The sequence below is a fragment of the Rhodococcus sp. S3 genome (assembly GCF_058211795.1).
The window spans coordinates 3,652,171-3,676,217 of sequence record NZ_CM177074.1 but is presented as its reverse complement, the minus strand read 5'-3'; the positions used below and the strand labels follow the sequence as shown (position 1 = coordinate 3,676,217).

Sequence of the window (24,047 nt, the reverse complement as noted above, 5' to 3'; positions counted from 1 at the left end):
TGGCGGACGCCCACAAGGAGGCAACAGATGCTCATCTCTCAGCGACCCACACTGACCGAAGAGGTCATCGCTGAAAACCGCTCGAAGTTCGTCATCGAGCCGCTCGAGCCTGGCTTCGGGTACACCCTCGGCAACTCGCTTCGTCGCACCCTGCTCTCGTCGATCCCGGGCGCCGCTGTCACCAGCATCCGTATCGACGGTGTTCTCCACGAGTTCACCACCGTTCCCGGCGTGAAGGAGGATGTCACCGACATCATCCTGAACCTCAAGGGTCTCGTGGTGAGCTCCGAAGAGGACGAGCCGGTCACCATGTACGTCCGCAAGCAGGGACCGGGCACCGTCACGGCCGGCGACATCGTGCCCCCGGCCGGTGTCACCATCCACAACCCGGATCTGCACATCGCCACCCTGAACGACAAGGGCAAGCTGGAGATCGAGCTCGTCGTCGAGCGCGGTCGCGGCTATGTTCCTGCCGTGCAGAACAAGGCGTCCGGCGCCGAGATCGGCCGTATCCCGGTCGACTCGATCTACTCGCCGGTGCTCAAGGTGACGTACAAGGTGGAAGCGACCCGCGTCGAGCAGCGCACCGACTTCGATCGGCTCATTCTCGACGTGGAGACCAAGAACTCGATCAGCGCGCGGGACGCGCTCGCCTCGGCGGGCAAGACCCTCGTGGAGCTCTTCGGTCTGGCTCGTGAGCTGAACGTCGAAGCAGAAGGCATCGAGATCGGTCCCTCGCCCGCCGAGGCCGACCACATCGCCTCCTTCGGACTTCCGATCGAGGACCTCGACCTCACGGTCCGGTCCTACAACTGCCTCAAGCGCGAGGGTGTCCACACCGTCGGCGAGCTCGTGGCACGGACGGAGTCCGACCTGCTCGACATCCGCAACTTCGGCCAGAAGTCCATCGACGAGGTCAAGGTCAAGCTGCACTCGCTCGGCCTGTCCCTCAAGGACAGCCCGGCATCGTTCGACCCCAGCACCGTCGCCGGCTACGACGCCGCGACCGGTACCTGGAGCGATACCGAGGCCGGCTCCTTCGGTGACAACGACGGCAACGAGGACTACGCCGAGACCGAGCAGCTGTAGCAGCTCACGGTCCGTTACTAGGAGAAAATCATGCCCAAGCCCAAGAAGGGCGCCCGCTTCGGCGGATCGGCCTCGCATCAGAAGGCGCTCATGGCCAACCTGGCCACCGCGCTCTTCGAGCACGGCCGCATCACCACCACCGAGGCCAAGGCCAAGGCCCTGCGCCCGTACGCCGAGAAGCTCGTCACGCACGCCAAGGCCGGCACGCTGGCCTCGCGTCGTGAGGTGCTGAAGGTCATCCGCAACAAGGACGTCGTCCACTCGCTGTTCGCGGAGATCGGTCCCTCCTTCGAGGACCGCAACGGCGGCTACACCCGCATCATCAAGACGATGCCGCGCAAGGGCGACAACGCCCCCATGGCCATCATCGAGCTGGTGCGCGAGAAGACCGTCACCTCCGAGGCCGACCGCGCACGTCGCGTCGCCGCCTCGCAGGCACCCGCCGAGGACAACGCGGTCCAGGCCGTCGAGGCCGAGGCCACCGACGCCGAGGTCGCGAACGCCGACGCCGTCGTCGAGGGTGTCGAGGACACCAACGCCACGGCTGCCGACGCACCCGAGGCGGACGAGGCCAAGAAGGACTAGTCCACTTGGTTTCGGCATCTGCTGAAGCTCACGAGCCCGCCGTCCCTTCCGAGGGCGGCGGGCTCGTGGCTTCTCACGAGACAACCCGTCTGCGACTCGACATCTCGTACGACGGCACCGACTTCTCCGGCTGGGCACGGCAACCCGGACGTCGCACCGTGTGCGGGGAGATCGAGGAGAGGCTCTCCGCGATCGTCCGTACCCCCGTGCTGCTCACCGTCGCCGGCCGCACCGACGCCGGCGTGCACGCGTCCGGGCAGGTCGCCCACGTCGACGTCCCCACCGCGGCGCTGCCCGACGATCCGTCGCGCTGGGTCCGCCGTCTCGCACGATTCCTGCCCCGCGACGTGCGGGTCACCGGGATCTCCGTCGCCCCCGAACATTTCGACGCCCGGTTCTCGGCGATCCGGCGTCACTACGAATACCGCCTCACCACAGCGGTGTACGGCGCCGAGCCGCTGCGTGCCCGCGACACCGTCGCGTGGCCCAAGGCCGTCGATCTCGATGCGATGCAACGCGCGTCGCAGTCGCTGCTCGGCCTGCACGACTTCGCTGCCTTCTGCAAGCGACGCGAGGGTGCGACGACCGTACGCGAACTGCAGCGATACGACTGGACCCGCAAGGGTGACATCCTCACCGCCTACGTCAGTGCCGACGCCTTCTGCTGGTCGATGGTGCGTAGTCTCGTCGGCGCGGCGCTGGCCGTGGGGGAGGGGCGCCGCAGCGTCGAGTGGATGACGGCTCTGCTGGAGGAACGTGAACGTGCGGCCTCCGTCGCGGTGGCACCGGCCCACGGCCTGTCACTGGTCCGCGTCGACTACCCTGCTGACGAGGAACTGGCCGCGCGCAACGCTGCGACGCGGGAGATGCGCGGGCCCATCACGCCCGGCTGTTGCGGATGAAGGGAACGAATGTGCGCGCACGACGGTTTGCGTTGATGGGGACGATCGGGGCGCTCGCCGTCTCGTCGCTGGTCCTGCCCGGTGCCGCGGTCGCCCACGCCGAGGACCTCCCGGTCGCCGCGACCGGCGAGACCCGGTCGCAGAGCGCGACTGTCGAACGCATCGAGAAGCACACCGACCGCGACTGGTCGCTGTTCGTGTACTCACCGTCGATGGAACGCACCATCGAGCTGCAGGTGCTGCGCCCGGCCGACACGAGCGCGCCGCGACCGGTCTTCTACCTGCTCAACGGTGCCGGCGGGGGACTGGACCGGGCGACCTGGCGCGAGCAGACCGACATCGTGGAGTTCTTCGGCGACAAGAACGTCAACGTCGTCACCCCGGTCGGTGGCGCGTTCAGCTACTACACCGACTGGCTCGAGGACGATCCCGTTCTCGGACGCAACAAGTGGACGACCTTCCTCACCGAGGAGATCCCGTCGGTGGTCGACGAGACGCTCGACGCGAGCGGCCGCAACGCGATCGCCGGTGTGTCGATGTCGGCGACGTCGGCGCTGGCTCTGGCGCAGCAGGCGCCCGATCTCTACCAGGCGGTGGGTTCGTACAGCGGATGCGCCGAGACCGCGTCGGAGATCGGTTCGCGCTACGCGGAGATCGTCGTCGCGTTCGGCGGGGGCGAAGTCGAGAACATGTGGGGACCGGTCGCCGGTGAGCACTGGACCGAACAGGACGTCGTGCTCAACGCCGAGAAGCTGCGCGGCAAGGCCGTATACGTCTCCACGAGCAGCGGTGTCCCGGGTCCGTACGAACTGAAGGCATGGGAGCAGGACGGTGTCGCCGTCCTTCCCGACGTGGCTCTGCTCGGGCTCATCGAGGCCGGCGTGAACGACTGCACGACGCGACTGCGCGGTGCGCTGGACGCAGCCGGGGTCGAGGCGACCTACTCGGTCCGTCCCGACGGCACCCACACCTGGGGCTACTGGCAGGAGGCCCTGCACGAGTCGTGGCCCGTGCTCGGCGAGGCCATCGGCGCCTGAGCCGGACGCGCCGAGAAAGACCCGAGGGGGTGAGGTCCGCGACCTCACCCCCTCGGGCGTTCTCACATGCTCGTCAGATCAGCCAGTCCAGGAAATTGAGGACGTTGCTGATGAGGGCGTCGAGCGAACCGAGAAGCATGTGGTGACCTCCATGTCGAAAACGAATCGGACGTATGTCCAGAACTGATTCAAGCGAAACTGCCGGTAACGGGCAACCTCGGCGAATGTGACAAATATCCGTCGAGAAGTTGTTAACGCGCGACTGTCGACGCACGAGCGAGCGCCTCGGCGATCATGCGATGCCCCTCGGCCTCGTAACAGTCGTCGCCCACATGGAAGGCCCACACCGCGACCGCGACCGCCGCGCGGACACGTTGGCGGAACCACGCGTCCTCCTCGCGCGGGTCCTCGCCGTAACCGCGCAGGAAGGCCTGCTCGGCCCCGGGGACCCGGAGGAACTCGCGCACCGCGAGCCGCTCGAAGTCCTCACCCGCCGGGCGCATCGCGGCACGGCCGAAGTCGATCACCTTCACTGTGCCCGCGTCGTCGGCGAGCCAGTTCCGGCTCTGCCAGTCGCCGTGGGTGGGCACCAGGGTGGCCGTAGGCGTCGGCCACCCCTCGACCATCGAGCGCAACCGGCCGGCGACATCGGGGCCGATACGGTGCGGCGCCGCGAGCCACCGCAGCGTCTTCGTGTTCGCCGATCGCTCGTATCCCTCGTCCACCACACGTTCCTGGCGGTGGAACTGCGCGAGCAGCGCGCCGGCCTGTTCGTAGACGTCCAGGCAGGACGATGCCGCCGTGCCCTGGATCAGGCGGCCCGGAAGATATTCCGTCACGACGAGCTTCGTCGCGCGGTCGGCGTACACCATCCGGGCGGCCCGGCCGCGCCGCACCCACGGAGCGGTCCACCGTTCGTGGGCGCTGATCTCGCGGCCGATGTGCCGGTCCGGGGTTCTGCCCGCCTTCACGACCAGCCGCCCGTCGTCGGTGTCGACCTCGAGGACGGTGGTCGACACCAGCCCCCAACTCATGTCGGAGACCACGACGATGCGGCCGAACCGCTGCGTCAGCAGGTGGCGTTGCTGTGGAGTGAGCCGCTCCAGGGCGTCCGGCATGCAGGCACTCTAGCGATCTTTCGCCGCGAGAACCCCTGTCGCTTCCGGCTCGTGATCGTTCACCCCGCGAGGGAGCGCGCGATCACGAGTCGCTGAATCTGATTGGTGCCCTCGAAGATCTGGGTGATCTTCGCGTCGCGCATGAAGCGCTCGACCGGGAAGTCACGGGTGTAGCCGTATCCACCGAGGACCTGGACCGCGTCGGTCGTGACCTTCATGGCGGCATCCGTCGCGACGAGCTTGGCCACCGATGCCTGCCGCGAGTACGGCAGACCGGCGTCCTTGCGCCGGGCGGCGTCGAGATAGGTGGCGCGGGCCGAGTCGACGGCGGCGGCCATGTCGGCGAGGACGAAGCCGAGGCCCTGGTGGTCGATGATCCGCTTGCCGAAGGCCTGTCGCTCCTTGGCGTAGGCCGTCGCCTCGTCGAGCGCGGCCTGGGCCAGGCCCGTCGCGACGGCGGCGATCCCCAGTCGTCCGGAATCCAGTGCGCTGAATGCGATCGGCAGTCCCTGTCCCTCGGCGCCGATCCGGCGCTCGGCCGGGACGAAGGCGTCGTCGTAGTGGGCGGAGGTGGTGGGGACGGCGTGCAGACCCATCTTCTCCTCGGGCTTGCCGAAGGACAGACCCTCGGTGCCGGCGGGCACAAGGAAGCACGAGATGCCCTTGCTGCCGGTGTCGGCCGTGCGGGCAAACAGGGTGTAGAAGTCGGCCTTGCCGCCGTTGGTGATCCACGCCTTCGAACCGGTGATGCGGTAGCCGCCGTCGACGGGCTTCGCGCGGCACGCGAGGGCGGCGGCGTCGGATCCGGCCTGCGGCTCGGACAGGCTGTACGCGCCGATGGTGTTGCCGCCCAGCATCTCCGGGAGCCACTTGTTCTTCTGCTCGTCGGTGCCGTGGGTGGCGAGCGCGAAGCACGACAGTCCGTGCACGCTCACCGCGACCGCCACGGCCGCCCAGCGGGCACCGAGTTCCTCGAGGACCTGCAGGTAGACCTCGTAGGGCTGGTCGCCGCCGCCGAACTCCTCGGGGTACGGCAGGCTCAGCAGTCCGGCGGCGCCGAGTGCGGGGAAGACGCCCTCGGGGAAGGTCTCCTTGCGCTCGTGCTCGTCGACGCGCGGGGCGAGCACCTTGTCGGCGACGTCGCGGGTGAGGTCGATCAGGTCGTAGGCCTCGCGGGTGGGAAGCAGACGCTCGACGGGCACGGTGGTTTCTCCTGGAAGGCTGGGGACCGAAAATAGTACTGAGAACGATACTGGCGTACTGTTCTCGGTATGGCAAGAGTCGGTAGCCGGCGGCCCACCGCCCGGCAGGCGCAACTGTTCGACGATCTGGTCGCGTTGTTCCTGGCAGAAGGCTTCGCGCATCTGACCCTCGACGACATCGCCGCGCGTCTGCGCTGCTCGAAATCGACGCTCTACGCACTCGCGGAGAACAAGGACCGGCTCGTCTACGCGGCGACCGTCCACTTCTTCAAGGGCGCCGCCGACCGGGTGGAGGCCGACGTCGCGCGGGCCGCGGACGCGCAGGCACGCATCGGCGCCTATCTCGAGGCCGTGGGGCGCGAACTCGAACCCGCCTCCACGCGGTTCATGGAGGACATCGCCCACACGCCCGTCGCGCGCGAGGTCTACGAACGCAACACCCGGTTCGCCGCCGACCGCGTCCGCCAGCTCATCTCCGACGGTGTCGCGGCCGGTGAACTGCGCGACGTCCACGCGGCCTTCGTCGCCGACGTCGTCGCCTCGGTCATGGTCCGCATCCAGCAACGACAGGTGGCCGAGGCGACCGGTGTCGAGGACGCACGTGCCTACCGGGAACTCGCCGCGCTGCTCGCGCACGGGCTCTCGGCCGCACCGCACCTACGATCGACTCCATGACCACGGCAGCATCGAACGATCCGATCCGCCTCGAGGTCGTCGTCGCCAGTGTCCGTGCCGGTCGCATCGCCCCGGTCGTCGCCGACTGGTTCGCGGCCACCGCGCGACAGCACACCGAGTTCGACGTCGGCGTTCTCGATCTCGCCGAGACCCCGCTCCCGCAGGACCTCTCGGGCGGGCCCGTCGCCGACGACTTCACCCGTCGCATCGGTGCCGCGGACGCCTTCGTGATGGTGACCTCCGAGTACAACCACGGCTATCCCGCCGCGCTGAAGACTGCCATCGACACCGTCAAACGTGAATGGCGTACCAAGCCGGTCGGATTCGTCTCCTACGGTGGCCTGTCCGGCGGCCTGCGCGCCGTCGAGCAGTTGCGGCAGGTCGTCGTCGAGGTCCACATGGTGCCGGTGCGGCAGTCGGTGAGCTTCCACCGCGTCAAGCACGCATTCGCGGCCGACGGCACCACCACGGACGAGGCCGCGATCGACGGCGCGGAACGCATGCTCGACCAGATCGCGTGGTGGGCTCGCACCGTCCGCGCCGGAACCGCTCTCGACCGCTATCCCGGCTGAGGCGCCGGATCCGGCATGCGCGACCGGCCGAGATGGGTGCTCTCCGCCGCGATCGTCACGAGTGTGAGGGGCGTGCGTTCGTCGCCCGCCGTGAGCACGACGCGGTCCCCGGCCGCTCCGGGTTGCAGCAGTGACACCGTGGGACGCTCGCGCGGCCATCCGTCCGGGTGGATGTGCACGTGGATCGCGGTCGCGTGCGGCATGGACGAGGTGGGCGGGACGCCGTCGTGGACGACCGTGTCGAAATCGCGGTCGCCCGCGTACTCGCCCGCCAGACGCAGCCGGTCGGGTCCGGCCGCGGATCCGACCAGGCCGCGCCACGCGCCGGGGCGGTCGGTGTGGACGACGACCCGCGCCCCCACCGCGACGGCGCGGAAGACCACTTGCTGGGCGAGATACAACTCGCCTGCGATGTGGACCGATCGGACACCGGGACCGGTGAGACGCGCGGTGACGGCGCGGCCGGCGTCGTCCGATCCGACGAGCTGCCCGCACCCACCGGCCGGAAGAGCGAGGGCGTCGAGTCCACCGGGGCGCGATTCGCGCAACGGAACCCGGCCCTCCAGCTGCGGAACCCCGAGGGGCAGCGCAGCGGTGAGGAGTTCCGCGTGACGTCCGTACGCCGGGAGCAGTCCGGCAACCGAGGGGACGTCCGCCTCGCGCGTGGTGAACCGTGCCAGCGCCCCGACCCGAACCGACCCGTCATCACCCGGTCGCAACCGGAGGACCAGCGTCGACGCCAGGGTCGGATGCGACCAGACCGCCGCCGTGTGGTGGCGGTCGATCCGCCGGGGGTCGAAGGCGCCGCCCGAGTCGAAGACGGAGGACAGGGAGACATGCCGGTGCGTCGGGACCCACTCCGTCGCCGGGACCCCGTGGGAGATGCGCAGCGCCGCCTGTTCGATCTCGCTCGCGGTGAGCAGTCGCGCACCGTACCCGGCGTCGGCGAGCGCGCGGATCACGCGCCGCGCCGCCGCGACGACGGTCCGGGCCGCACCCTCGGAGCCTCCGCCCCGACGGGCGGCAGCGCTCGCGCAGGACGTGACGTCGAGTCGGAGCACCACCCGCACCGTGCGTTCGGCCGCGGCGGGAAGCGGACCCAGCAACTGCGCGTAGGCCTGGCCCGCGGGGGTCGAGTCGCGAACCCGGCGCCCCTGCACCACGACATCGATCCCGTCCAGGACGACATCGTGCCGGTACAGGCACGCGGCGATCGCGTCGAGGGGAAGGGTTCGCCCCGTCTCCTCGCTGTCGCGCCCGAGCCGGGCGATCGCGCCGGCCGGGGAGGTCAGCTCGAGAACGACGGTCGCGTACGGGCCGTCCCATCGCACCCCCACCGGGACCGCCGACCCGACATGGAAGTCGCGGAGGACACCCGAGACGGGGACAGCATTCGTGCGTCGGCGCAGAACGGTCGCGATCCACTCGGACGTGCCGCGTCCGCCGACCCGCATGAGACACAGCGCGGCGGGCGGTACGGCGATCGCGCAGGCCACCCACACGGACGCCCCCGACACCACCGCCAGCGCCCACACGAGGACGGCGACGCACTGCGCACCCACGAGCCGCACGGCGACGCGACTTCTCGCCTCACCTGCTGTTGTGCGGACCCGTGCACTGTCGGGTGCTGTGCTGACCCGTGAATCCTCCGTCTCGGATACGGTCCGTTGCATCGATCCCCCCGAACGACGGCCGGCAATGATTCCGGCGCGGTGCCGACCTTCCCCCTGACCGCGCAGAGCGCGTGTGGTGAGCGCCCGACAGGACTGTACTGTGTTGCGCCAGAGAGCGTGCCGTACGGGGGGAGATCGATGGCAGCGCAACCGACCACGCGATGGCAGGTCAGTGGATACCGCTTCCTGGCGCGGCGCATGGATCATGCGTTGGTGCGGGGTGACGTACGAATGATCCACGACCCCATGCATTCCCAGTTCCGGGCGCTCGTCGTCGGCGTCGTCGTCGCGTGTGTCGTGCTGGGAGGCTGTGCCGCCCTTGCCCTGTTCCGGCCCCAGGACCGGATCGGTGATGCGTCCGTCGTCGTCGGCCGCGACTCCGGTGCGCTCTACGTCGCGATCGACACGACCTTCCATCCCGTCCTGAACCTCGCGTCGGCACGGCTGATCCTCGGATCGCCCGCCGAACCTGCGGTCGTGGCCGACGAGGAACTGACGACACGACCGCGCGGACCGCTGGTGGGGATCCCGGGTGCGCCATCCTCCCTGGCCCACGATGCGGAGGTGGTGCCGTGGACGGTCTGCGACGTCGCCGATCCGAACGGCCTGCAGTCCTCGACCACCGCCGTGCTCGCCGGCACACCCGACCACCGGGCAGGCTCGGTGCTCGCCGACGACGAAGCGCTCCTCGTGACCGCGGACGGCAGATACCACCTGCTCTACGAGGACAGGCGCGCCGAGATCGACCCGAACGACCGGTCCCTCGTGCGCCTGCTGGGCATCGACATCTCCCGCGCGCGCCCCGCGAGCCCCGGACTGCTCGCCGCCGTGCCGGAGGCACCGAAGCTGACGGCACCCGTCATCACCGGCGCCGGAGGCGTCCCGAGCGTGTCGATTCCGGGTGCGCGCGTCGGGTCGGTCGTCTCGGTGTCCGAACCGGACGGTCAGAGTTTCCACGTGGTGCTCGAGAACGGTGTGCAGGAGGTCTCGCGGGCCACCGCACATCTCATCCACTTCTCGGATTCGCAAGGAGCACCGGAGATCCCCGTGGTTCCACCCGACGTCCTCGCGGCCGCGCCGGTCGTGCACGAACTGCCGGTCGACACCTTTCCCGAGGTCGTCCCGCGGATCGTCGATCCGGGGGAGAGGCCCGTGGCGTGCTCGACCTGGCAGCCGGGCACGGCCGAGGACGACCGGCACCGCTCGGCTCTGCGGTTGTCCGCGGGGACGGCCCTGCCCACCGGCAAGGACGCCGTGCCCGTGGTCCCGGCCCAGGCCGACGGTGCCGGACCGCAGGTCGACGCGATCCACATCCCGCCGGGCCGCGGCAGATACGTGCAGACCACTTCGCTGACCTCGGACACCGACCGTCTCGGTTCGTTGTTCTACGTCGCCGACACCGGCGTGCGGTACGGCATCACCGATGCGGACGCCGCTGCGGCGCTCGGCCTCACGGATCCACCCGCCCGGGTCCCGTGGCCGATCCTGCAGTTGCTCGCTCCGGGACCCGCGCTCGGCCGGGAGCAGGCGCTGCTGGCACACGACGGTGTCGCCGCCGACCCGGGGGCGGTCCCCGTCCGGGCGGGCAACTGATTCAGGTCCGTGATCGGGCGAGTCGTCGTGCCGGTGCGGTGAGGACGAGAACGAGGGCGGTCGCGGCGATCACGGTTGCAGCCGAGATCAGTGCGATGGCGCGCGGCCGATGATCCGGTACCGGGGGAGGAGTCGGCTCGGCGACGGCAACCGCCGGCACCGGCTGCGCGCGCTCGGCCGGTAGCGGCGCGGTGACCGCGGCGAGCGGATCGACGACCCCGTGCCCCACCCGCGGATTCCATCCTTCCGCGGGTGAGTGGGCGGTGTTCTCGATGCGCGCCATCACCTCCCGGGCGGACAACTGCGGATGCCGCGAGCGCACCAGCGCGACCGTCGCCGCGACGAGCGGCGCCGCGAAACTCGTCCCGGATACCGGCCTGCCGCCCTGGGGTCCGGGGATCAGGTCGGCCAGACCGTCGGTGCCGGGATTGAGCGAGACGAGCCCACTCCCGGGAGCGGCGACGTCGACCCACGGCCCGGGCAGGCTGTACTCGGCCGGCGTGCCGTCGTCCTCGACCGCACCGACGGTGAGGACGTACTCGTCGTACCAGGCCGGTGATGCCAGGGTGACGACCGAATCCCACGGATCCGCACCGGGATCGGCCGGATCCACCGAGCGCGGATTGCCTTCGCGGCAGGTGTCGGTGTTGCCGGCCGCCGCGACGACGACCGCGTCGTGCACATCCGTCGCGTACTGCACCGCCGCGCCCAGTGGACCGTCGACGAGGCCTTCGGCGACCGTCCGACAAGCGACCTCGGAGATGTTGACGACGGTGGCGCCGAGATCCACCGCCTGCCGGACGGCCGCGGCGAGGGTCCGTACGTCGCCGTATCCGGAGGCGTTGCGCGCGGCATCGTCGTCCGATCGGGAGCGATCGGAGAAATGGCCACTGGACTGGCGGATGGCGATGATCCCGACGTCGGGTGCGCCACCGGCGAAACCCGACCCGGGTGTCGGTCGCGCCGCGATCAGGCCGGCGACGAGCGTGCCGTGCGCGTCGCAGTCCTCGGTGCCGTCGCCCGTGGACACGTAGTCACCACCCGGCCTCGGGGCCGGCAACCGCGGATGCGGATGGACCCCGGTGTCGATGACGGCGACCACCTGCCCCGCTCCCCGGGTGATCGGCCACACGGACGCGAAGTCGAGGATGCGTTGTGCCCGAGGGATCTGTGGCCCGTCCGGAGCATCCGGCAGTTCCGCGCACAGCACCCGCATCTCGGTGGCCTCGGGAGGTGCTGGCGTCGCGCCGGCGGGCAGTTGCGCCGGATCGGGTACCGGCGGCGCGGCCGTCGCGAGACCCGGCGTGGTGGTCGCTACCAGGGCAGCGAGGGCCAGGACCGCGAACCGGTGTGACAGCCGCACCGTCACAGTCCGCGGATCGCTGCGTACACACCGGCGACCCAGCAGGCCAACGGCACGACGGTGGCGATGGTTGCGTACTCCGCGATTTCGGCGATCCGGCGTTGTACCGGGGTGAACGTCCGTCGCGGCGCGACCACACCGAAGAGGAAACCGGCACACGTGAGACCCGTAGCGGATGCGAACACCGCCCACGGTGGCAACGCACCGCTCGCTGCCGCGCCGACGAGCAGCCCGAGCAACAGTACCGCGCCACCCGCCACGAGGGGAGCCGCCTGCGCGGTCGCGGTGTAGGTGCGGCCTCGGAAGACGAGGACCACGGCCGACGCGACGGCCAGTGCCACCGCGGGGACGAAGACCTCTCCGTCCCACGGGTATGCGGCGCACCACGCCCCACCCGCCGTGAGGACGACGACGGCATGGACGATCCCGGTCAGCGCGCTGCGTGCCCGGTCGGCTCGGTCTTCGAGCTCCGCCGGTGACGGCAGACCGGACACGCTGCTGCTGTCGGTGCTCTCCGGTTCGAGCGGAGCGCCCGGAGCGGGCACCGGGGGGATGGGGAGTTTGGCGAGCATCGCCGCGAGACGCGGTGCCGTGCCGGCGAGCAGCAGCGCCGCCACGACCGTTCCGGCCCCGAGCGCACGCGCGTCGAGATCGGTGGTCGATGCGAGGGAGGCCGTCACGACGACACCCGCGGCGGTCGCGGCGACCGCCGTGCACGGTGCGAGGCCGATGCGGGTGACACGCACGGCGAGCACCGCGACCGCGCCGGTCAGAGCCGCCGCGAGGACGAGACGCGGCGCCGGCGAGTCGCCGGGAACGAGCAGCGCACCGGCCGTCGATGCGAGCGGGAAGATGCACCACAACAGTGCGGTGGCGGTCTGCCGATCGTCGTGCAGCCGGGCGAGGATGCCTGCGGCGAGCAGCACCAGGAGAGACAGCGCGGCACACACGGCTCCGAGGGCGAGACGACTCGCACCGTCGGGCAGGAACAGCAACGGTACGCAGCCCGCAGCGAGGGCGACCGGACCCAGGACGGCCACGATGAGACCCGACGGGCCCGCACCCCACGGCGTCATGGTCCGGTCCGACGCCGCGACGCTGTACATGACGTCGTCGAACAACGGTGGAGGAGCGGGGGATCCGGCATCCTCCAGGACGAGGATCTCCCCGTCGCGGACACCGTGCTCGTCGAGGCTCAGTGCCCCGGACAGCGGGGCCCGGCCGATCCGGGCGAGCGCCCAGCCGTCGGGCTCCGTGCGTTCGGGTGTCGCGTCGAAGTCGTTGTCGGGCCGGTGACCGGCGACGAGATCCACGATCCCCGGGAGCAGCAACGCCACCGGAACATCGAGGGGCAGCGCGAGATCGACCTCGGTGTGGCGGGCGAGCACGGTGATCCGGCACAGATCCGGGGCTCCCACCTGCCCCGGGGTCTCGGATCGCGCACGCACAGATGTCATCGGCCTCGGTTCCCCCCGTCACTGCAGTCCGAACGACGCAGACCATACGACATCGTCCCGACAAATGTCCTGCCCGAGTTGCCCGTCGGGGGACCGAGATGCGAGCAGGAGCACGGAAGGTCACCGCCATGGGTTAGTCTTCCACGACCGTGGGGCCGTAGGGGGCGGCCGACGGCGTCCCGGGGGGTTGGCGAAGTGAGTACCGTGCGTTTCGTGCGCAGAGCACGGCGGGAGGCGCCGCGCGCTCCCGGCGGGGAGGTGAGTGTCCAACCGCCACCGGACATCCCCCGGGCCACACCCGGAAATCTGGTGACCAGGCTGCTCCCGCTCGTGATGGTCGCGGCGATGATCGGGATGGTCGCGCTGATGTTCACCACCGGCGCCGCACGCAGCCCCATGGCGATGATCTTCCCGCTCATGATGGTCGTGTCCCTGGTGGGCATGCTCGCCAACGGTGGTCGCAGCGGGGGAACGAAGACCGCCGAGGCGAACGAGGACCGCAAGGACTACCTGCGCTATCTCGACCAACTCCGGCGCGAGGTCACAGAGACGGCACACGAACAGCGTCGGGCGCTCGAATGGTCACATCCCGACCCGGCCCTGTTGTGGACCCTCGCCGGCACCGTCCGGATGTGGGAGCGGCGGGGCAGCGATCCCGATTTCGGTCACCTCAGGGTGGGGCGCGGCGGGCAGCGACTCGCGACCCGGCTCGTGCCTCCCGACACCGGACCGGTCGAGGATCTCGAACCCGTCGCCGCCCTGTCGCTGCGCAGGTTCGTGCGCGCGCACTCGGTGGTGCAGGCGCTGCCCACGGCCGTGTCGCTGCGGGGTTTCGCCGCGATCGGCATCGAGGGCGATCGCGGCGCAGCGCGCTCGCTCGCGCGGGCGATGCTCGCGCAGGCGTGCACCTTCCACGGTCCCGACACGCTGCAGGTCGCCGTCGTGTGCGGTCCCGACACCGCCGCGGAATGGGAATGGATCAAGTGGCTGCCGCACGCGCAGAACCCGGTCCTGCGCGACGGTGCGGGCAGTGCACGCACCGTGTTCGGTTCGCTGTTCGAACTCGAGACCGATCTCGCGGCGGTCCTCGCCGGTCGCAGCAGATTCGTCCGGAACACCCCGGCCGGCGAAGGTGTCGTGCACCTCGTCGTGGTCGTCGACGGCGGGGTCACGGGATCGGGTTCGGGCGTGCTCGACGACGGTCTCGACGCGGTGACCGTGCTCGATCTCTCGGGTTACGCCACACGACTCAGCGCGACGCGTGGCCTGCGCCTGGTGGTCGAGGACGGAGGGGTCGGGGTCGCCACCGGCACCGACGTCGACATCTTCGCCGAGGCCGACGGCATCGGGACACCGCAGGCACAGACGCTGGCCAGGCGGCTCGCGCCGTACCGGGTGGTGAGCGGGGCGGTGGACGAGAGCGCCGGTGACGAGCGGCCGTCGAGTTGGCAGGAGCTGCTGGGACTCGGGGACGTGGCCCGTTTCGACCCCGCCCAGGCGTGGGTGCCGCGCCGCGGACGCGACCGCCTGCGGGTACCGATCGGTGTCGGCATCGACGGTGCGCCCGTCGAGCTCGACCTCAAGGAGGCCGCCGAGAACGGGATGGGACCGCACGGATTGTGCATCGGCGCAACCGGTTCGGGGAAGAGTGAATTCCTGCGGACGCTGGTCCTCGGTCTCGTGGCGACGCACCCACCGGAGGCGCTCAACCTGGTCCTCGTGGACTTCAAGGGTGGTGCGACCTTCCTCGGTCTCGAGCGGCTCGCGCACGTCGCGGCGGTGATCACCAACCTCGCCGACGAGATCGCGATGGTCGACCGCATGAAGGACGCCCTCGAAGGCGAGATGAACCGACGGCAGGAACTGCTCCGGACCGCGGGCAACTTCGCCAACGTCGGGGACTACGAGAAGGCCAGGGCGGCGGGTACACCTCTCGACCCGCTGCCTGCGCTGTTCATCGTGGTCGACGAGTTCTCCGAACTGCTCTCGCAACAGCCCGAATTCGCCGACCTCTTCGCGGCGATCGGACGTTTGGGCCGGTCGCTGCACATGCACCTGTTGCTCGCCAGCCAACGACTCGACGAGGGGCGCCTCCGCGGTCTCGACAGCCACCTGTCCTACCGCATCGGTCTGAAGACCTTCTCCGCCAACGAATCGCGGAGCGTCCTCGGTGTTCCCGACGCCTACCACCTGCCGTCGACACCCGGCGCCGGATATCTGCGGACCGATTCCGCCGACATCCAGCGGTTCTCTGCGGCGTACGTCTCGGGACCGTACGAGCCCGGCCGCCCCACCCGGCGCGCCCGGTCGGCGGTGCCGGCCGGCACGTCCCGGCCCCGGCTCTTCACCGCGCGGACGGTGCCGGTCGATGCCGGTCCGCCCGCCCCGGTCACGGAGCCGCTCCCGGTTCTTCCCGTCGGAGACGGGCGGAGCGTGCTCGAGGTGGTCGTCGATCGGATCCAGGGCCATGGAAGACCGGCACACGAGGTGTGGCTTCCTCCGCTCGACGCCTCCCCGTCGCTCGACATACTGCTGCCCAGATCGGTGCTCACCGGCGACGTACCGCGTCGGGCAACCCTGCGCACCGTCGTCGGTGTCGTCGACCGGCCGTTCGAACAACGCCGCGATCCGCTGGTGGTCGACCTGTCGGGGTCGGCCGGCAACGTCGTGGTGGTCGGCGGCCCGCAGTCCGGGAAGTCCACACTGCTGCGCAGCCTCGTCCTGTCGATGGCCCTCACACACACCGCCGAGCAGGTGCAGTTCTACGGTCTCGATTTCGGCGGTGGCACCCTGTCCGGTCTGGCCGGCCTGCCACACGTCGGTTCCGTCGCGGGGCGGCACGACACCGACCGGGTGCGCCGCACGGTCGCGGAGATGATGTCGTTGCTGCGTCGCCGCGAACGGTCCTTCGCCGAGAACGGCATCGAGTCCATGGCCCAGCTGCGGCTGATGCGCGCCGACTCGGTCGCACCGGCCACCGACGATCCGTTCGGCGACGTCTTCCTCGTCGTCGACGGCTGGCCGAGCATCCGGCAGGACTTCGAGGCACTGGAACAGACGATCGGGATCCTGGCCGCCCAGGGTCTGTCCTACGGCATCCACGTGGTGCTCAGCGCCCCGCGCTGGGGTGACGTCAGGCCCGCCATGCGCGACCTGCTGGGTACGCGGCTCGAACTCCGCCTCGGCGACCCGTCCGACTCCGAGTACGGCCGCAAGAGAGCGGCGATGGTGCCGGAAGGGCGGCCGGGACGCGGTATCGACCGCGACGGCCTGCACATCCTGGGGGCGCTGCCCCGAGTGGACGGAAGCTCCGATCCGGCCGATCTCGCGAGTGGCGTCGCAGCGGCGGTCGAGGCCGTCCGTGCGGCCACCCCGGGGCGTTCGGCGCCGCCGGTGCGCATGCTGCCCGAACGCATCGACCGACCCGACCTCCTCGCAGCGCTGCCGAGGGGGTGGCCGCCGCCGGCCGAGGCGTCCCCGACGGCCCGGCTCTCCGTCCCGATCGGCATCGACGAATCCGAGCTCGCGCCCGTATCGGTGGATTTCACCGACCATCCGCACCTGCTGATCTTCGGCGACTCGGAGTGCGGCAAGACCAATCTGCTGCGAGGACTGTGCCGCGGACTGGTCGAGGCCGGCAGAGGCGCGCAGACCAGGATCATCGTCGGCGACTACCGCCGCACGATGCTCGGCGTCGTCGGCGGCGACCATCTCGGGGGATACGCGCCGTCGGCGACGGTCCTCGCGGCCATGGTCCGCGAACTCGCCGGCATCTTCGAACGTCGGCTGCCGGGCCCCGACACGACGCAACAACAGCTGCGCGATCGATCGTGGTGGACCGGACCCGAGGTGTTCGTGGTGATCGACGACTACGACATGGTCGCCACCTCGGGCCAGAACCCGCTGCTGCCGTTGCTCGACTACCTTCCGCAGGGACGCGACATCGGCCTGCACCTGGTGGTCGCGCGTCGTTCGGGTGGTGCCGGACGCGCGATGTACGAACCGATCCTCGGACGTCTGCGGGAGTTGTCGACTCCGGGTCTGATCATGAGCGGTAGCCGCGACGAGGGAGCGCTCGTCGGCGCGGTCCGTCCGTCGCCGATGCCGCCGGGTCGCGGCACGCTCGTACGACGCGACGGCACGGCGCTCGTCCAGACCGCCTGGGTGCCGGAGGTGTGATGGCGGTCCGGGACGAGACGGTCGCCGCGGTCGCGTTCACGTTGACGCCCGGGTCCGTCCACATCGGGTGGCCCGGAACGACGCGCAGTGTGCCTGCTCTCGCAGCGGATCTCGGTGACCGGCGGGTGTACGGAGCGGCAGCGGTGGAGGAGTCGGATCCCGTCGGCCTCGGAAGGGTCGTGGATGTCACGGAACTCGTGGATGCGGCCGCGGTCGGAGGGGAAACCGAACTCGGAGAACTGCTGAGCGGACTCGTCTCCTACGCAGCAGCGACCGTGGGTGCACCGGACACCGGCGGGCTGGCGTGCGCGATACACCCCACCTGGTGGAACGAGCGGCGCCGTGATCTCTTCCGGACCGCTGTGCGGCAGGTCGCGGGCGATACGATCCTGCTCCCGGTCGCGGTGGCCGCCGCGCGCGCCGCCGATCCTGCGCCGCACGAGCGGTGTGCGGTACTCGAATTCGCCGCCGGGGGAGTCACCGCCGTGAGCATCGGTCCACCCGGACCCGACGGGCCGACCGTCGAACGACTCGCGCGTGATCCGGGTCTGTCGGTGCACTCTCCGGACGCTGCGACGCGACTCGAGAACCTGCTGACCTCGGTGTGCAGCGGGGCCGGGCCGGAGGTCGTGGTGGTGACCGGAGCGCCGGGCGAACCGTCCGGTATCGAATCGTTCGCTCTCGTGGCAGATCTCGTGGGTGCGGGTCGGCGGGTCGTGCCCGTCGCGGCCTCGGAGATGCTCGTCGCGGTGACCGGTCCTCCAACGCCACCGGCCGGAATCGGACCGACCTCGAGGGCTCCGGCCGTCGCGTCGACGACCGACGGACCCGACAGGACACTGCCATGGCTGAGCGAGGTGCGCGCACGCCCGGATCCCCCTCGTGCCGGACGGGCCGGCGCGGTGCGCACGCTGGTCGTCGCCGGTGCGGTGATTCCATCCCTGCTCGCCGCAGCGATCTTCCTGTGGCCGCTTCTCGCCGGAGAAGGCGGAGATGCGGAGGCCCCGGATCCGCCGGAAGTCGTTGCTGCTGAGGAGACGCCGACCGACGTTGATGAGTCCGAGCCGGCCGCCGACACCGGTCCGTCCCCGTCGACGCGGATCGACGCCGGCCCACTGCACCTCGACCTGCCGGACGGCTGGCGTGTCCGCGACCCCGCGACCGTGCCCACGGGTCGCGCGGAACTCGTACCGGTCGGCGGAACCGATCGTCGGATCCTGGTCGTGTACCGCGATCTCCCCGGCGGGACCGACGAGCACTCGGTCGCCGCCGCGTTGGCGGAACGGGCCGCCGAACGTGCACCGGTCATCCGCGACCTCGACACCGACACGACCTTCGCCGACCGCAAGGTCGTGGCGTACACCGAGGTTCCCGACGACTACTCGGTGGTGCGGTGGTCGGTCCTGATCTTCCCCTCGTCGGCGACGCCGACCGGGCGCGGCCTCCAGGTGTCGGTGGGATGCCAGTACCTCGAGGAGGAATGGACTCGTATCCGCAGCGAATGCGAGCAGGCCGTCCACACCCTCCGGGTCGGGTGAGGAAAGAAGGTCCACGAATTTCGGAAGGGGTGGAACCGATACCGGATCGGGTGCGTCCAACCACATGTAGGAGCCAGGACCGGCTCGACGCCGAGCCGGACGACCCACGCACAAGCGAAGGAGTACGCCGTTGACCCAACCGACCGGCAATTCGAATCACCTCACCACCGATGTGGCGACCATGGAGGTCGTCGCGGGACAACTCCAGGACTCCCGCGCCGAACTCGACGCGATCCTCGGTCGACTGACGGGCGTGGTGCAGTCCGCGCCGTCGGTCTGGCGGAGCCGCTCGGCGGAACAGTTCGCCGGAATCATGGAGCGCTGGAACGTCAACCACACCAAGCTGTCGAACGCCCTGGACGAACTGGCCGAGGCCGTGCGCACCAGCGGACGGTCGTACGCCGCGGCCGAGGACCAGCAGGCACAGTCCCTGTCGGCGATCGACCCCGACGGCGGTTCGGTGCTCAACGGCTCGTTCACCTGATCCCGGTTCCTCCGGCACACAGCCCCTCCGGCACACATTCGAGAACAAGGAGAACGATCCGTGTCCGAGATCTATCAGAACTTCGCCGGCGTCGCCGACCTGCACGCCCAGCTCGTGTCCGGTCAGAAGGCGATCGAGGCGACGCTCGACCGCATCGAGGGGCAGGTCGCGCCCCTCATCGCCACCTGGGACAGCGGGGCGCAGGAGCGGTACGCCGCCACGCAGGCCCGCTGGAACGAGGCCGAGGCCGGTCTCATCCAGGTGCTGCACGACATCGGTCGGGTGGTCTCGACCGGTAACGACAACATGCAGGAGGTCGAGCGACTGAACCAGCAGCGTTTCCCGGGCTGATCCGGGTCCGCCGGATCCGGACCGATCCGGCGCTGTCACGTCCCGGTGGTGGAGAGGCCGCCGGGACGTGCTGCTGCTTCCGGAGCGTTGCGGCCGGGGGTGTGCCGGGTCGGGGCTGCTGCGGCGCTTTGACCGGCCCCACGTCCGCCCGGTAGAGTGTCCCCTCGGCGTGTCGCACGTCGTCGTGCCCTGTGGCGCGACGAACACCTCTCCCGGGTCCCAACTGGCCGCCGGGCGTGGCAACCGTCGGCATGCAGGCCAGCAGCGAAACGATAGACGAGGAAGATCTGTGTCTACGTACACACCGAAGGCCGGCGACGTGACCCATCAGTGGCACGTCATCGACGCCACCGACGTGGTGCTCGGCCGCCTCGCGGTGCAGGCGGCAAACCTGCTCCGCGGCAAGCACAAGCCCACATTCGCGCCGCACGTCGACGGTGGTGACTTCGTCGTCATCATCAACGCCGACAAGGTTGCCGTCTCCGGCAACAAGCGGACCGACAAGTTCCTCTACAGCCACTCCGGTCACCCGGGCGGTCTGCGGGCTCGTTCCGTCGGCGAGGTTCTCGAGAAGAACCCCGACCGCCTCGTGGAGAAGGCCGTCACCGGCATGCTCCCGAAGAACAAGCTCGGTCGCGCCATCGCGAAGAAGCTGAAGGTCTACGCGGGCCCGAACCACCCCCACGCCGCGCAGCAGCCGGTGCCGTTCGAGATCAAGCAGGTGGCACAGTGACGACGCCCGAGGAACAGAACGTGAACCCCGAAGAGTACGTCGAGAACGTCGAGGTCGCTGCAGACGAGTACGTCGAGGACGTCGTCGAGGCACCTGCTGCCCCGATCGTGTTCGACCGTCCGGTCCAGACCGTCGGTCGCCGTAAGGAGGCCGTCGTCCGCGTCCGCCTCGTGCCCGGCACCGGCAACTTCACCCTCAACGGCCGCACCATCGAGGACTACTTCCCGAACAAGGTGCACCAGCAGCTCGTGAAGTCGCCCCTGGTGACGGTCGAGCGCACCGAGTCGTTCGACATCCACGCACGCCTGCACGGCGGCGGCCCGTCCGGCCAGGCCGGCGCGCTGCGTCTCGCCATCGCGCGTGCACTCACCGAGGTCACTCCCGAGGATCGCCCCGCGCTCAAGCGTGCCGGCTTCCTCACGCGTGACCCGCGTGCCGTCGAGCGCAAGAAGTACGGCCTGAAGAAGGCCCGTAAGGCATCGCAGTACTCCAAGCGCTGATGTGCCGCCGACGCTGATTTCGTCAGAGTCGGCACCTGTTCCACCACGAGAGCAGGCGTCGGTAGACATCTCCTACCGGCGCCTGCTTTCGTGCATTCTGACCTCTATCGACATCCGCGGCGGGGGCCGCACACGACTGGGAGGCTGTGTACATGGGTCGGTTGTTCGGCACCGACGGAGTCCGGGGCTTGGCCAACGCCGAGCTCACATTGGAGCTGGCAGTACGTCTGGCAGGCGCTGCAGCAGCGGTCCTGGCCCCTCAGGGTGCCGACCGGCGACCGGTCGCGGTCGTGGGTCGAGATCCACGCGCGAGCGGGGAGATGCTCGAGGCGGCCGTCACGGCCGGACTCACCGCAGCCGGAGTCGACGTGGTCTCGGTGGGCGTGCTGCCCACGCCCGCGGTCGCGTACCTCACGGGTGATTACGGCGCCGACCTCGGCGTGATGATCTCCGCGTCGCACAATCCCATGCCCGACAACGGCATCAAGATCTTCGCGGCCGGCGGGCACAAACTCGACGACGAGGTCGAGGACCGGATCGAAGCGGTGCTGCACGGCGACGCCGAGAGCGCTGCACGCCCCACCGGCTCGGCCATCGGCCGGGTACGCGTCGTGTCCGACGCCCTCGACCGTTACCTCGCGCATCTCGCGACGGCCGTGCACAAGCCGCTCACCGGTACGACCGTGGTGGTCGACTGCGCGCACGGCGCCGCCTCACAGGCCGGCCCGGCCGCCTACGCGGCCGCAGGTGCGACGGTCATCGCGATCAACGCCGAACCCGACGGACTGAACATCAACGACGGCTGCGGATCCACGCACCTGTCCGTGCTGCAGCAGGCCGTGCTCGAGCACGGCGCCGACCTCGGTCTCGCGCACGACGGCGACGCCGACCGCTGCCTCGCCGTCGACGCGACCGGCACGGTGGTCGACGGCGACGCGATCATGGCGATCCTCGCCCTCGGCATGCACGAAGCCGGCGAACTTCCCGACGACACGCTCGTCGCCACGGTGATGAGCAATCTCGGTCTGCATCTCGCGATGCGCGCGGCGGGAATCCAGGTGCGCACCGTCGGTGTGGGCGACCGCTACGTGCTCGAGGAGCTCCGCCGCGGTGGCTACGGCCTCGGCGGTGAGCAGTCCGGTCACATCGTCCTGCCCGCGCACGGCACGACCGGCGACGGCGTGCTCACGGGTCTGCGCCTGATGGAGCGGATCGCCACTACGGGCCTGCCGCTCGCGAAGCTCGCCTCGGTGATGACGTCGCTCCCGCAGGTTCTCGTGAACGTGCGGGTCCACGACAAGGTCGCCGTCGCGAACGATCCTGCGGTGGCGGCTGCGGTCGCGGAGGCCGAGCGCGAACTCGGTGAGACCGGCCGGGTGCTGCTGCGTCCGTCGGGTACCGAACAGCTCGTGCGCGTCATGGTCGAAGCCGCCGACGACGATCATGCCCGGGCAGTCGCCGACCGTCTCGCGGGAGTCGTCGCCGCCGTCTGATCTGCGCGGTCACCGGCTCCTCGTAGCCGCATTCCACGGGTAGTCCCGCTGCGGTGGAACCGGATCGCCCTGCGCTGCGTCCTAACTCTTCGAGAGGGTTCGGTGGGCGAAGGGCGGACATGGACACACAGCAGCAGAGCGCGGCGACACAGCACGGCACGATCAGGTTCGACGGCGAGGCGGTGCGCGCCGTCGCGGCACGACTCGCGGAGGTCGCCGAGGACGCCGACGACGAGATCCGTCGCGGCTTCGGCGGTCTCGTCTTCGACGGCTCCGGTGCCGGATCGACGCACCGGGCGGCCGGCGTCCGCGTCGAGACCGGCTGTCGCAGGATGCGTGCTGCATGCGAGACCTGGGCGGCGACCGTGCAGGCGCATGCCGATGCGCTGCGCGCCGCGGCGGACACCTACCGCCACCAGGACGACGCGACCGGCATCGCCGTCACCGCTGTGACCGGCGCCGAACTCGACAGCGTCGGGTTCGGCGACGCAGGGACCCGGCAGCCGTGAGGACCCCTCCCGAGAGCGCAGGCGACATCCTCGATGCAGGAGCGCCCGGCCTGGCCCGTCTGACCGACCTCGTGCAGTCCCTGCATGCTCTCGGGCTCGAGTCCGGCTGTTGCGTCGCGGACGTCCGGGCACGTTACGACGAGGAACGAACCCTCGCGTTGCCCGCCCTCGCCGACGACGCCGCCACGACGCGCTCGCTGGCGACCTCCCTCGGTCGTCGGACCGACGAACAGCGTCGTCTCCTGCTGCAACTCGACGAGTCGTGGGACGGATCCGCCGCCGACCGGGCTCGCGCGGAGCTGACGGCCACCGTCCGTGCCGGAGTGGCGCTGTGTTCGTCGCTCACCGATCTCGCGGTCGCTCTGGAGTCGGCCGCCACCGCGATCGCCGCGGCCTTGCGTGAGAAGGCCCGCGTCGTCGGGGATCTCGCGGAAGGCACCGTCGACGGTCGCACGAGGGACGAGATCGACACGATCGTCGCCGGAGCGAGCGGGAGCCCGCACGGACCGAGCCCGGAGGAGCATGCCCGCTGGTTCGGCGACCCGCCCGGTTGCGACGTGGGCGACCCGCCCGGTGGCGACGTGGCCGACCCTGCCGCCGACTGTCGGAGATGGGTCGAGGAACGTCTGGTCCCGGCGGTCCGGGACGCCGTCGACGTGGTGCTCGGGGCGTGTGAGGAGGCCGGCCGCCGGATCGCCGGCAGTGTCACCGACCTGGCGACGACCACCGAACGCGTCGCCGAGGGTGCCGGGGCGGCCGGGGGCGCGTCCGGTACCGGGACGGTGGCTCCCGTCGTCGACGACGGGTCGATGCAGCACGGACCGAGCGACCCGCCGAATCAAGGTGCACTGCTGACGGTTCCCGGGATCCGCCCGGGCGAACGCAGACGCGAACATGCCTCCGGACCGCTCGAGGACGACCGTCGGCAGAACGAGAACGACGAGGGTGATACGGGAGTCGTGCTCGCGGAAGCCGGGCCGCTGTGACGCGAACG

Annotated in this window: 21 protein-coding genes; 16 read left to right on the top strand and 5 right to left on the bottom strand. The window is 70.3% G+C overall.

Translation table 11 applies throughout. The features are described from left to right. Positions 1-27: 27 nt before the first annotated feature. The 4 genes from AC0LPE_RS17210 to AC0LPE_RS17195 all read left to right on the top strand — a co-directional run bounded on the left by AC0LPE_RS17210 (position 28) and on the right by AC0LPE_RS17195 (position 3,613). Positions 28-1,089, top strand: a complete 1,062-nt coding sequence (locus AC0LPE_RS17210; protein WP_016694607.1) for a DNA-directed RNA polymerase subunit alpha — start codon at positions 28-30, stop codon at positions 1,087-1,089. A gap of 30 nt (positions 1,090-1,119) precedes the next feature. Then, on the top strand, positions 1,120-1,674 hold the full coding sequence (gene rplQ / locus AC0LPE_RS17205; protein WP_006554582.1) for a 50S ribosomal protein L17: 555 nt from the start codon (positions 1,120-1,122) through the stop codon (positions 1,672-1,674). A 65-nt stretch (positions 1,675-1,739) separates the two neighbouring features. Beyond that, complete coding sequence (truA, locus tag AC0LPE_RS17200) at positions 1,740-2,576, top strand: tRNA pseudouridine(38-40) synthase TruA (RefSeq protein ID WP_229565288.1); 837 nt, start codon at positions 1,740-1,742, stop codon at positions 2,574-2,576. 35 nt (positions 2,577-2,611) lie between these two features. Continuing rightward, positions 2,612-3,613, top strand: coding sequence for an alpha/beta hydrolase (locus AC0LPE_RS17195; RefSeq protein ID WP_490604879.1), 1,002 nt, complete (start codon positions 2,612-2,614; stop codon positions 3,611-3,613). Between the two features lie 251 nt (positions 3,614-3,864). On the opposite strand, the gene AC0LPE_RS17190 is transcribed toward AC0LPE_RS17195, so the two are convergent. Next, a complete protein-coding gene (locus AC0LPE_RS17190; protein WP_490604878.1) occupies positions 3,865-4,731 on the bottom strand; it encodes a phosphotransferase family protein in 867 nt (288 codons plus the stop codon). Between the two features lie 59 nt (positions 4,732-4,790). Beyond that, complete coding sequence (locus tag AC0LPE_RS17185; RefSeq protein ID WP_016690921.1) at positions 4,791-5,933, bottom strand: acyl-CoA dehydrogenase family protein; 1,143 nt, start codon at positions 5,931-5,933, stop codon at positions 4,791-4,793. 69 nt (positions 5,934-6,002) lie between these two features. On the opposite strand from AC0LPE_RS17185, the gene AC0LPE_RS17180 reads away from it, so the two are divergent. Together AC0LPE_RS17180 and AC0LPE_RS17175 are read left to right on the top strand one after the other, a co-directional pair. Continuing rightward, positions 6,003-6,608 carry a TetR/AcrR family transcriptional regulator gene (locus tag AC0LPE_RS17180; RefSeq protein WP_160874412.1) on the top strand — a complete coding sequence of 202 codons (606 nt, stop codon included), beginning with the start codon at positions 6,003-6,005 and terminating at the stop codon, positions 6,606-6,608. After that, the gene (locus AC0LPE_RS17175; RefSeq protein ID WP_272267130.1) at positions 6,605-7,180 is read left to right on the top strand and encodes an NADPH-dependent FMN reductase; all 576 of its coding nucleotides are present in this window, start codon (positions 6,605-6,607) and stop codon (positions 7,178-7,180) included. The genes AC0LPE_RS17180 and AC0LPE_RS17175 overlap by 4 nt, the downstream gene beginning before the upstream one ends. On the opposite strand, the gene eccE is transcribed toward AC0LPE_RS17175, so the two are convergent. Then, positions 7,168-8,751, bottom strand: a complete 1,584-nt coding sequence (gene eccE / locus AC0LPE_RS17170) for a type VII secretion protein EccE (protein ID WP_490604877.1) — start codon at positions 8,749-8,751, stop codon at positions 7,168-7,170. The two genes, AC0LPE_RS17175 and eccE, sit on opposite strands and share 13 nt — an antisense overlap. Before the next feature lie 240 nt (positions 8,752-8,991). On the opposite strand from eccE, the gene eccB reads away from it, so the two are divergent. Beyond that, on the top strand, positions 8,992-10,446 hold the full coding sequence (gene eccB, locus AC0LPE_RS17165; protein WP_229565283.1) for a type VII secretion protein EccB: 1,455 nt from the start codon (positions 8,992-8,994) through the stop codon (positions 10,444-10,446). 1 nt (position 10,447) lies between these two features. Here the strand turns inward: eccB and mycP are convergent, their stop codons facing one another. Together mycP and eccD are read right to left on the bottom strand one after the other, a co-directional pair. Next, positions 10,448-11,815, bottom strand: coding sequence for a type VII secretion-associated serine protease mycosin (mycP, locus tag AC0LPE_RS17160; protein WP_160874406.1), 1,368 nt, complete (start codon positions 11,813-11,815; stop codon positions 10,448-10,450). Continuing rightward, a complete protein-coding gene (eccD, locus tag AC0LPE_RS17155; RefSeq protein ID WP_490604876.1) occupies positions 11,812-13,266 on the bottom strand; it encodes a type VII secretion integral membrane protein EccD in 1,455 nt (484 codons plus the stop codon). The genes mycP and eccD overlap by 4 nt, the downstream gene beginning before the upstream one ends. 195 nt (positions 13,267-13,461) lie before the next feature. Here eccD and eccCa point away from each other — a divergent pair, with 195 nt between their 5' ends. The 9 genes from eccCa (at position 13,462) to AC0LPE_RS17110 (ending at position 24,039) form a co-directional block, all read left to right on the top strand. After that, on the top strand, positions 13,462-17,445 hold the full coding sequence (gene eccCa / locus AC0LPE_RS17150; RefSeq protein ID WP_490604875.1) for a type VII secretion protein EccCa: 3,984 nt from the start codon (positions 13,462-13,464) through the stop codon (positions 17,443-17,445). Further along, positions 17,445-18,983, top strand: coding sequence for a type VII secretion-associated protein (locus AC0LPE_RS17145; RefSeq protein ID WP_490604874.1), 1,539 nt, complete (start codon positions 17,445-17,447; stop codon positions 18,981-18,983). The genes eccCa and AC0LPE_RS17145 overlap by 1 nt, the downstream gene beginning before the upstream one ends. A gap of 130 nt (positions 18,984-19,113) precedes the next feature. Beyond that, positions 19,114-19,467 carry a WXG100 family type VII secretion target gene (locus tag AC0LPE_RS17140; RefSeq protein WP_229565273.1) on the top strand — a complete coding sequence of 118 codons (354 nt, stop codon included), beginning with the start codon at positions 19,114-19,116 and terminating at the stop codon, positions 19,465-19,467. 60 nt (positions 19,468-19,527) lie between these two features. After that, entirely contained in the window at positions 19,528-19,818 is a 291-nt protein-coding gene (locus tag AC0LPE_RS17135; protein ID WP_016690931.1) for a WXG100 family type VII secretion target, read from the top strand. Positions 19,819-20,107: 289 nt separating this feature from the next. Further along, on the top strand, positions 20,108-20,551 hold the full coding sequence (gene rplM / locus AC0LPE_RS17130) for a 50S ribosomal protein L13 (RefSeq protein WP_006550055.1): 444 nt from the start codon (positions 20,108-20,110) through the stop codon (positions 20,549-20,551). Then, complete coding sequence (gene rpsI, locus AC0LPE_RS17125) at positions 20,548-21,051, top strand: 30S ribosomal protein S9 (protein ID WP_006550056.1); 504 nt, start codon at positions 20,548-20,550, stop codon at positions 21,049-21,051. The genes rplM and rpsI overlap by 4 nt, the downstream gene beginning before the upstream one ends. 152 nt (positions 21,052-21,203) lie before the next feature. Then, complete coding sequence (glmM, locus tag AC0LPE_RS17120) at positions 21,204-22,544, top strand: phosphoglucosamine mutase (protein WP_160874400.1); 1,341 nt, start codon at positions 21,204-21,206, stop codon at positions 22,542-22,544. Between the two features lie 119 nt (positions 22,545-22,663). Continuing rightward, a complete protein-coding gene (locus AC0LPE_RS17115) occupies positions 22,664-23,053 on the top strand; it encodes a hypothetical protein (RefSeq protein ID WP_088897620.1) in 390 nt (129 codons plus the stop codon). Beyond that, the gene (locus AC0LPE_RS17110) at positions 23,050-24,039 is read left to right on the top strand and encodes a hypothetical protein (RefSeq protein ID WP_088897621.1); all 990 of its coding nucleotides are present in this window, start codon (positions 23,050-23,052) and stop codon (positions 24,037-24,039) included. The genes AC0LPE_RS17115 and AC0LPE_RS17110 overlap by 4 nt, the downstream gene beginning before the upstream one ends. The last annotated feature ends 8 nt before the right edge of the window (positions 24,040-24,047 follow it).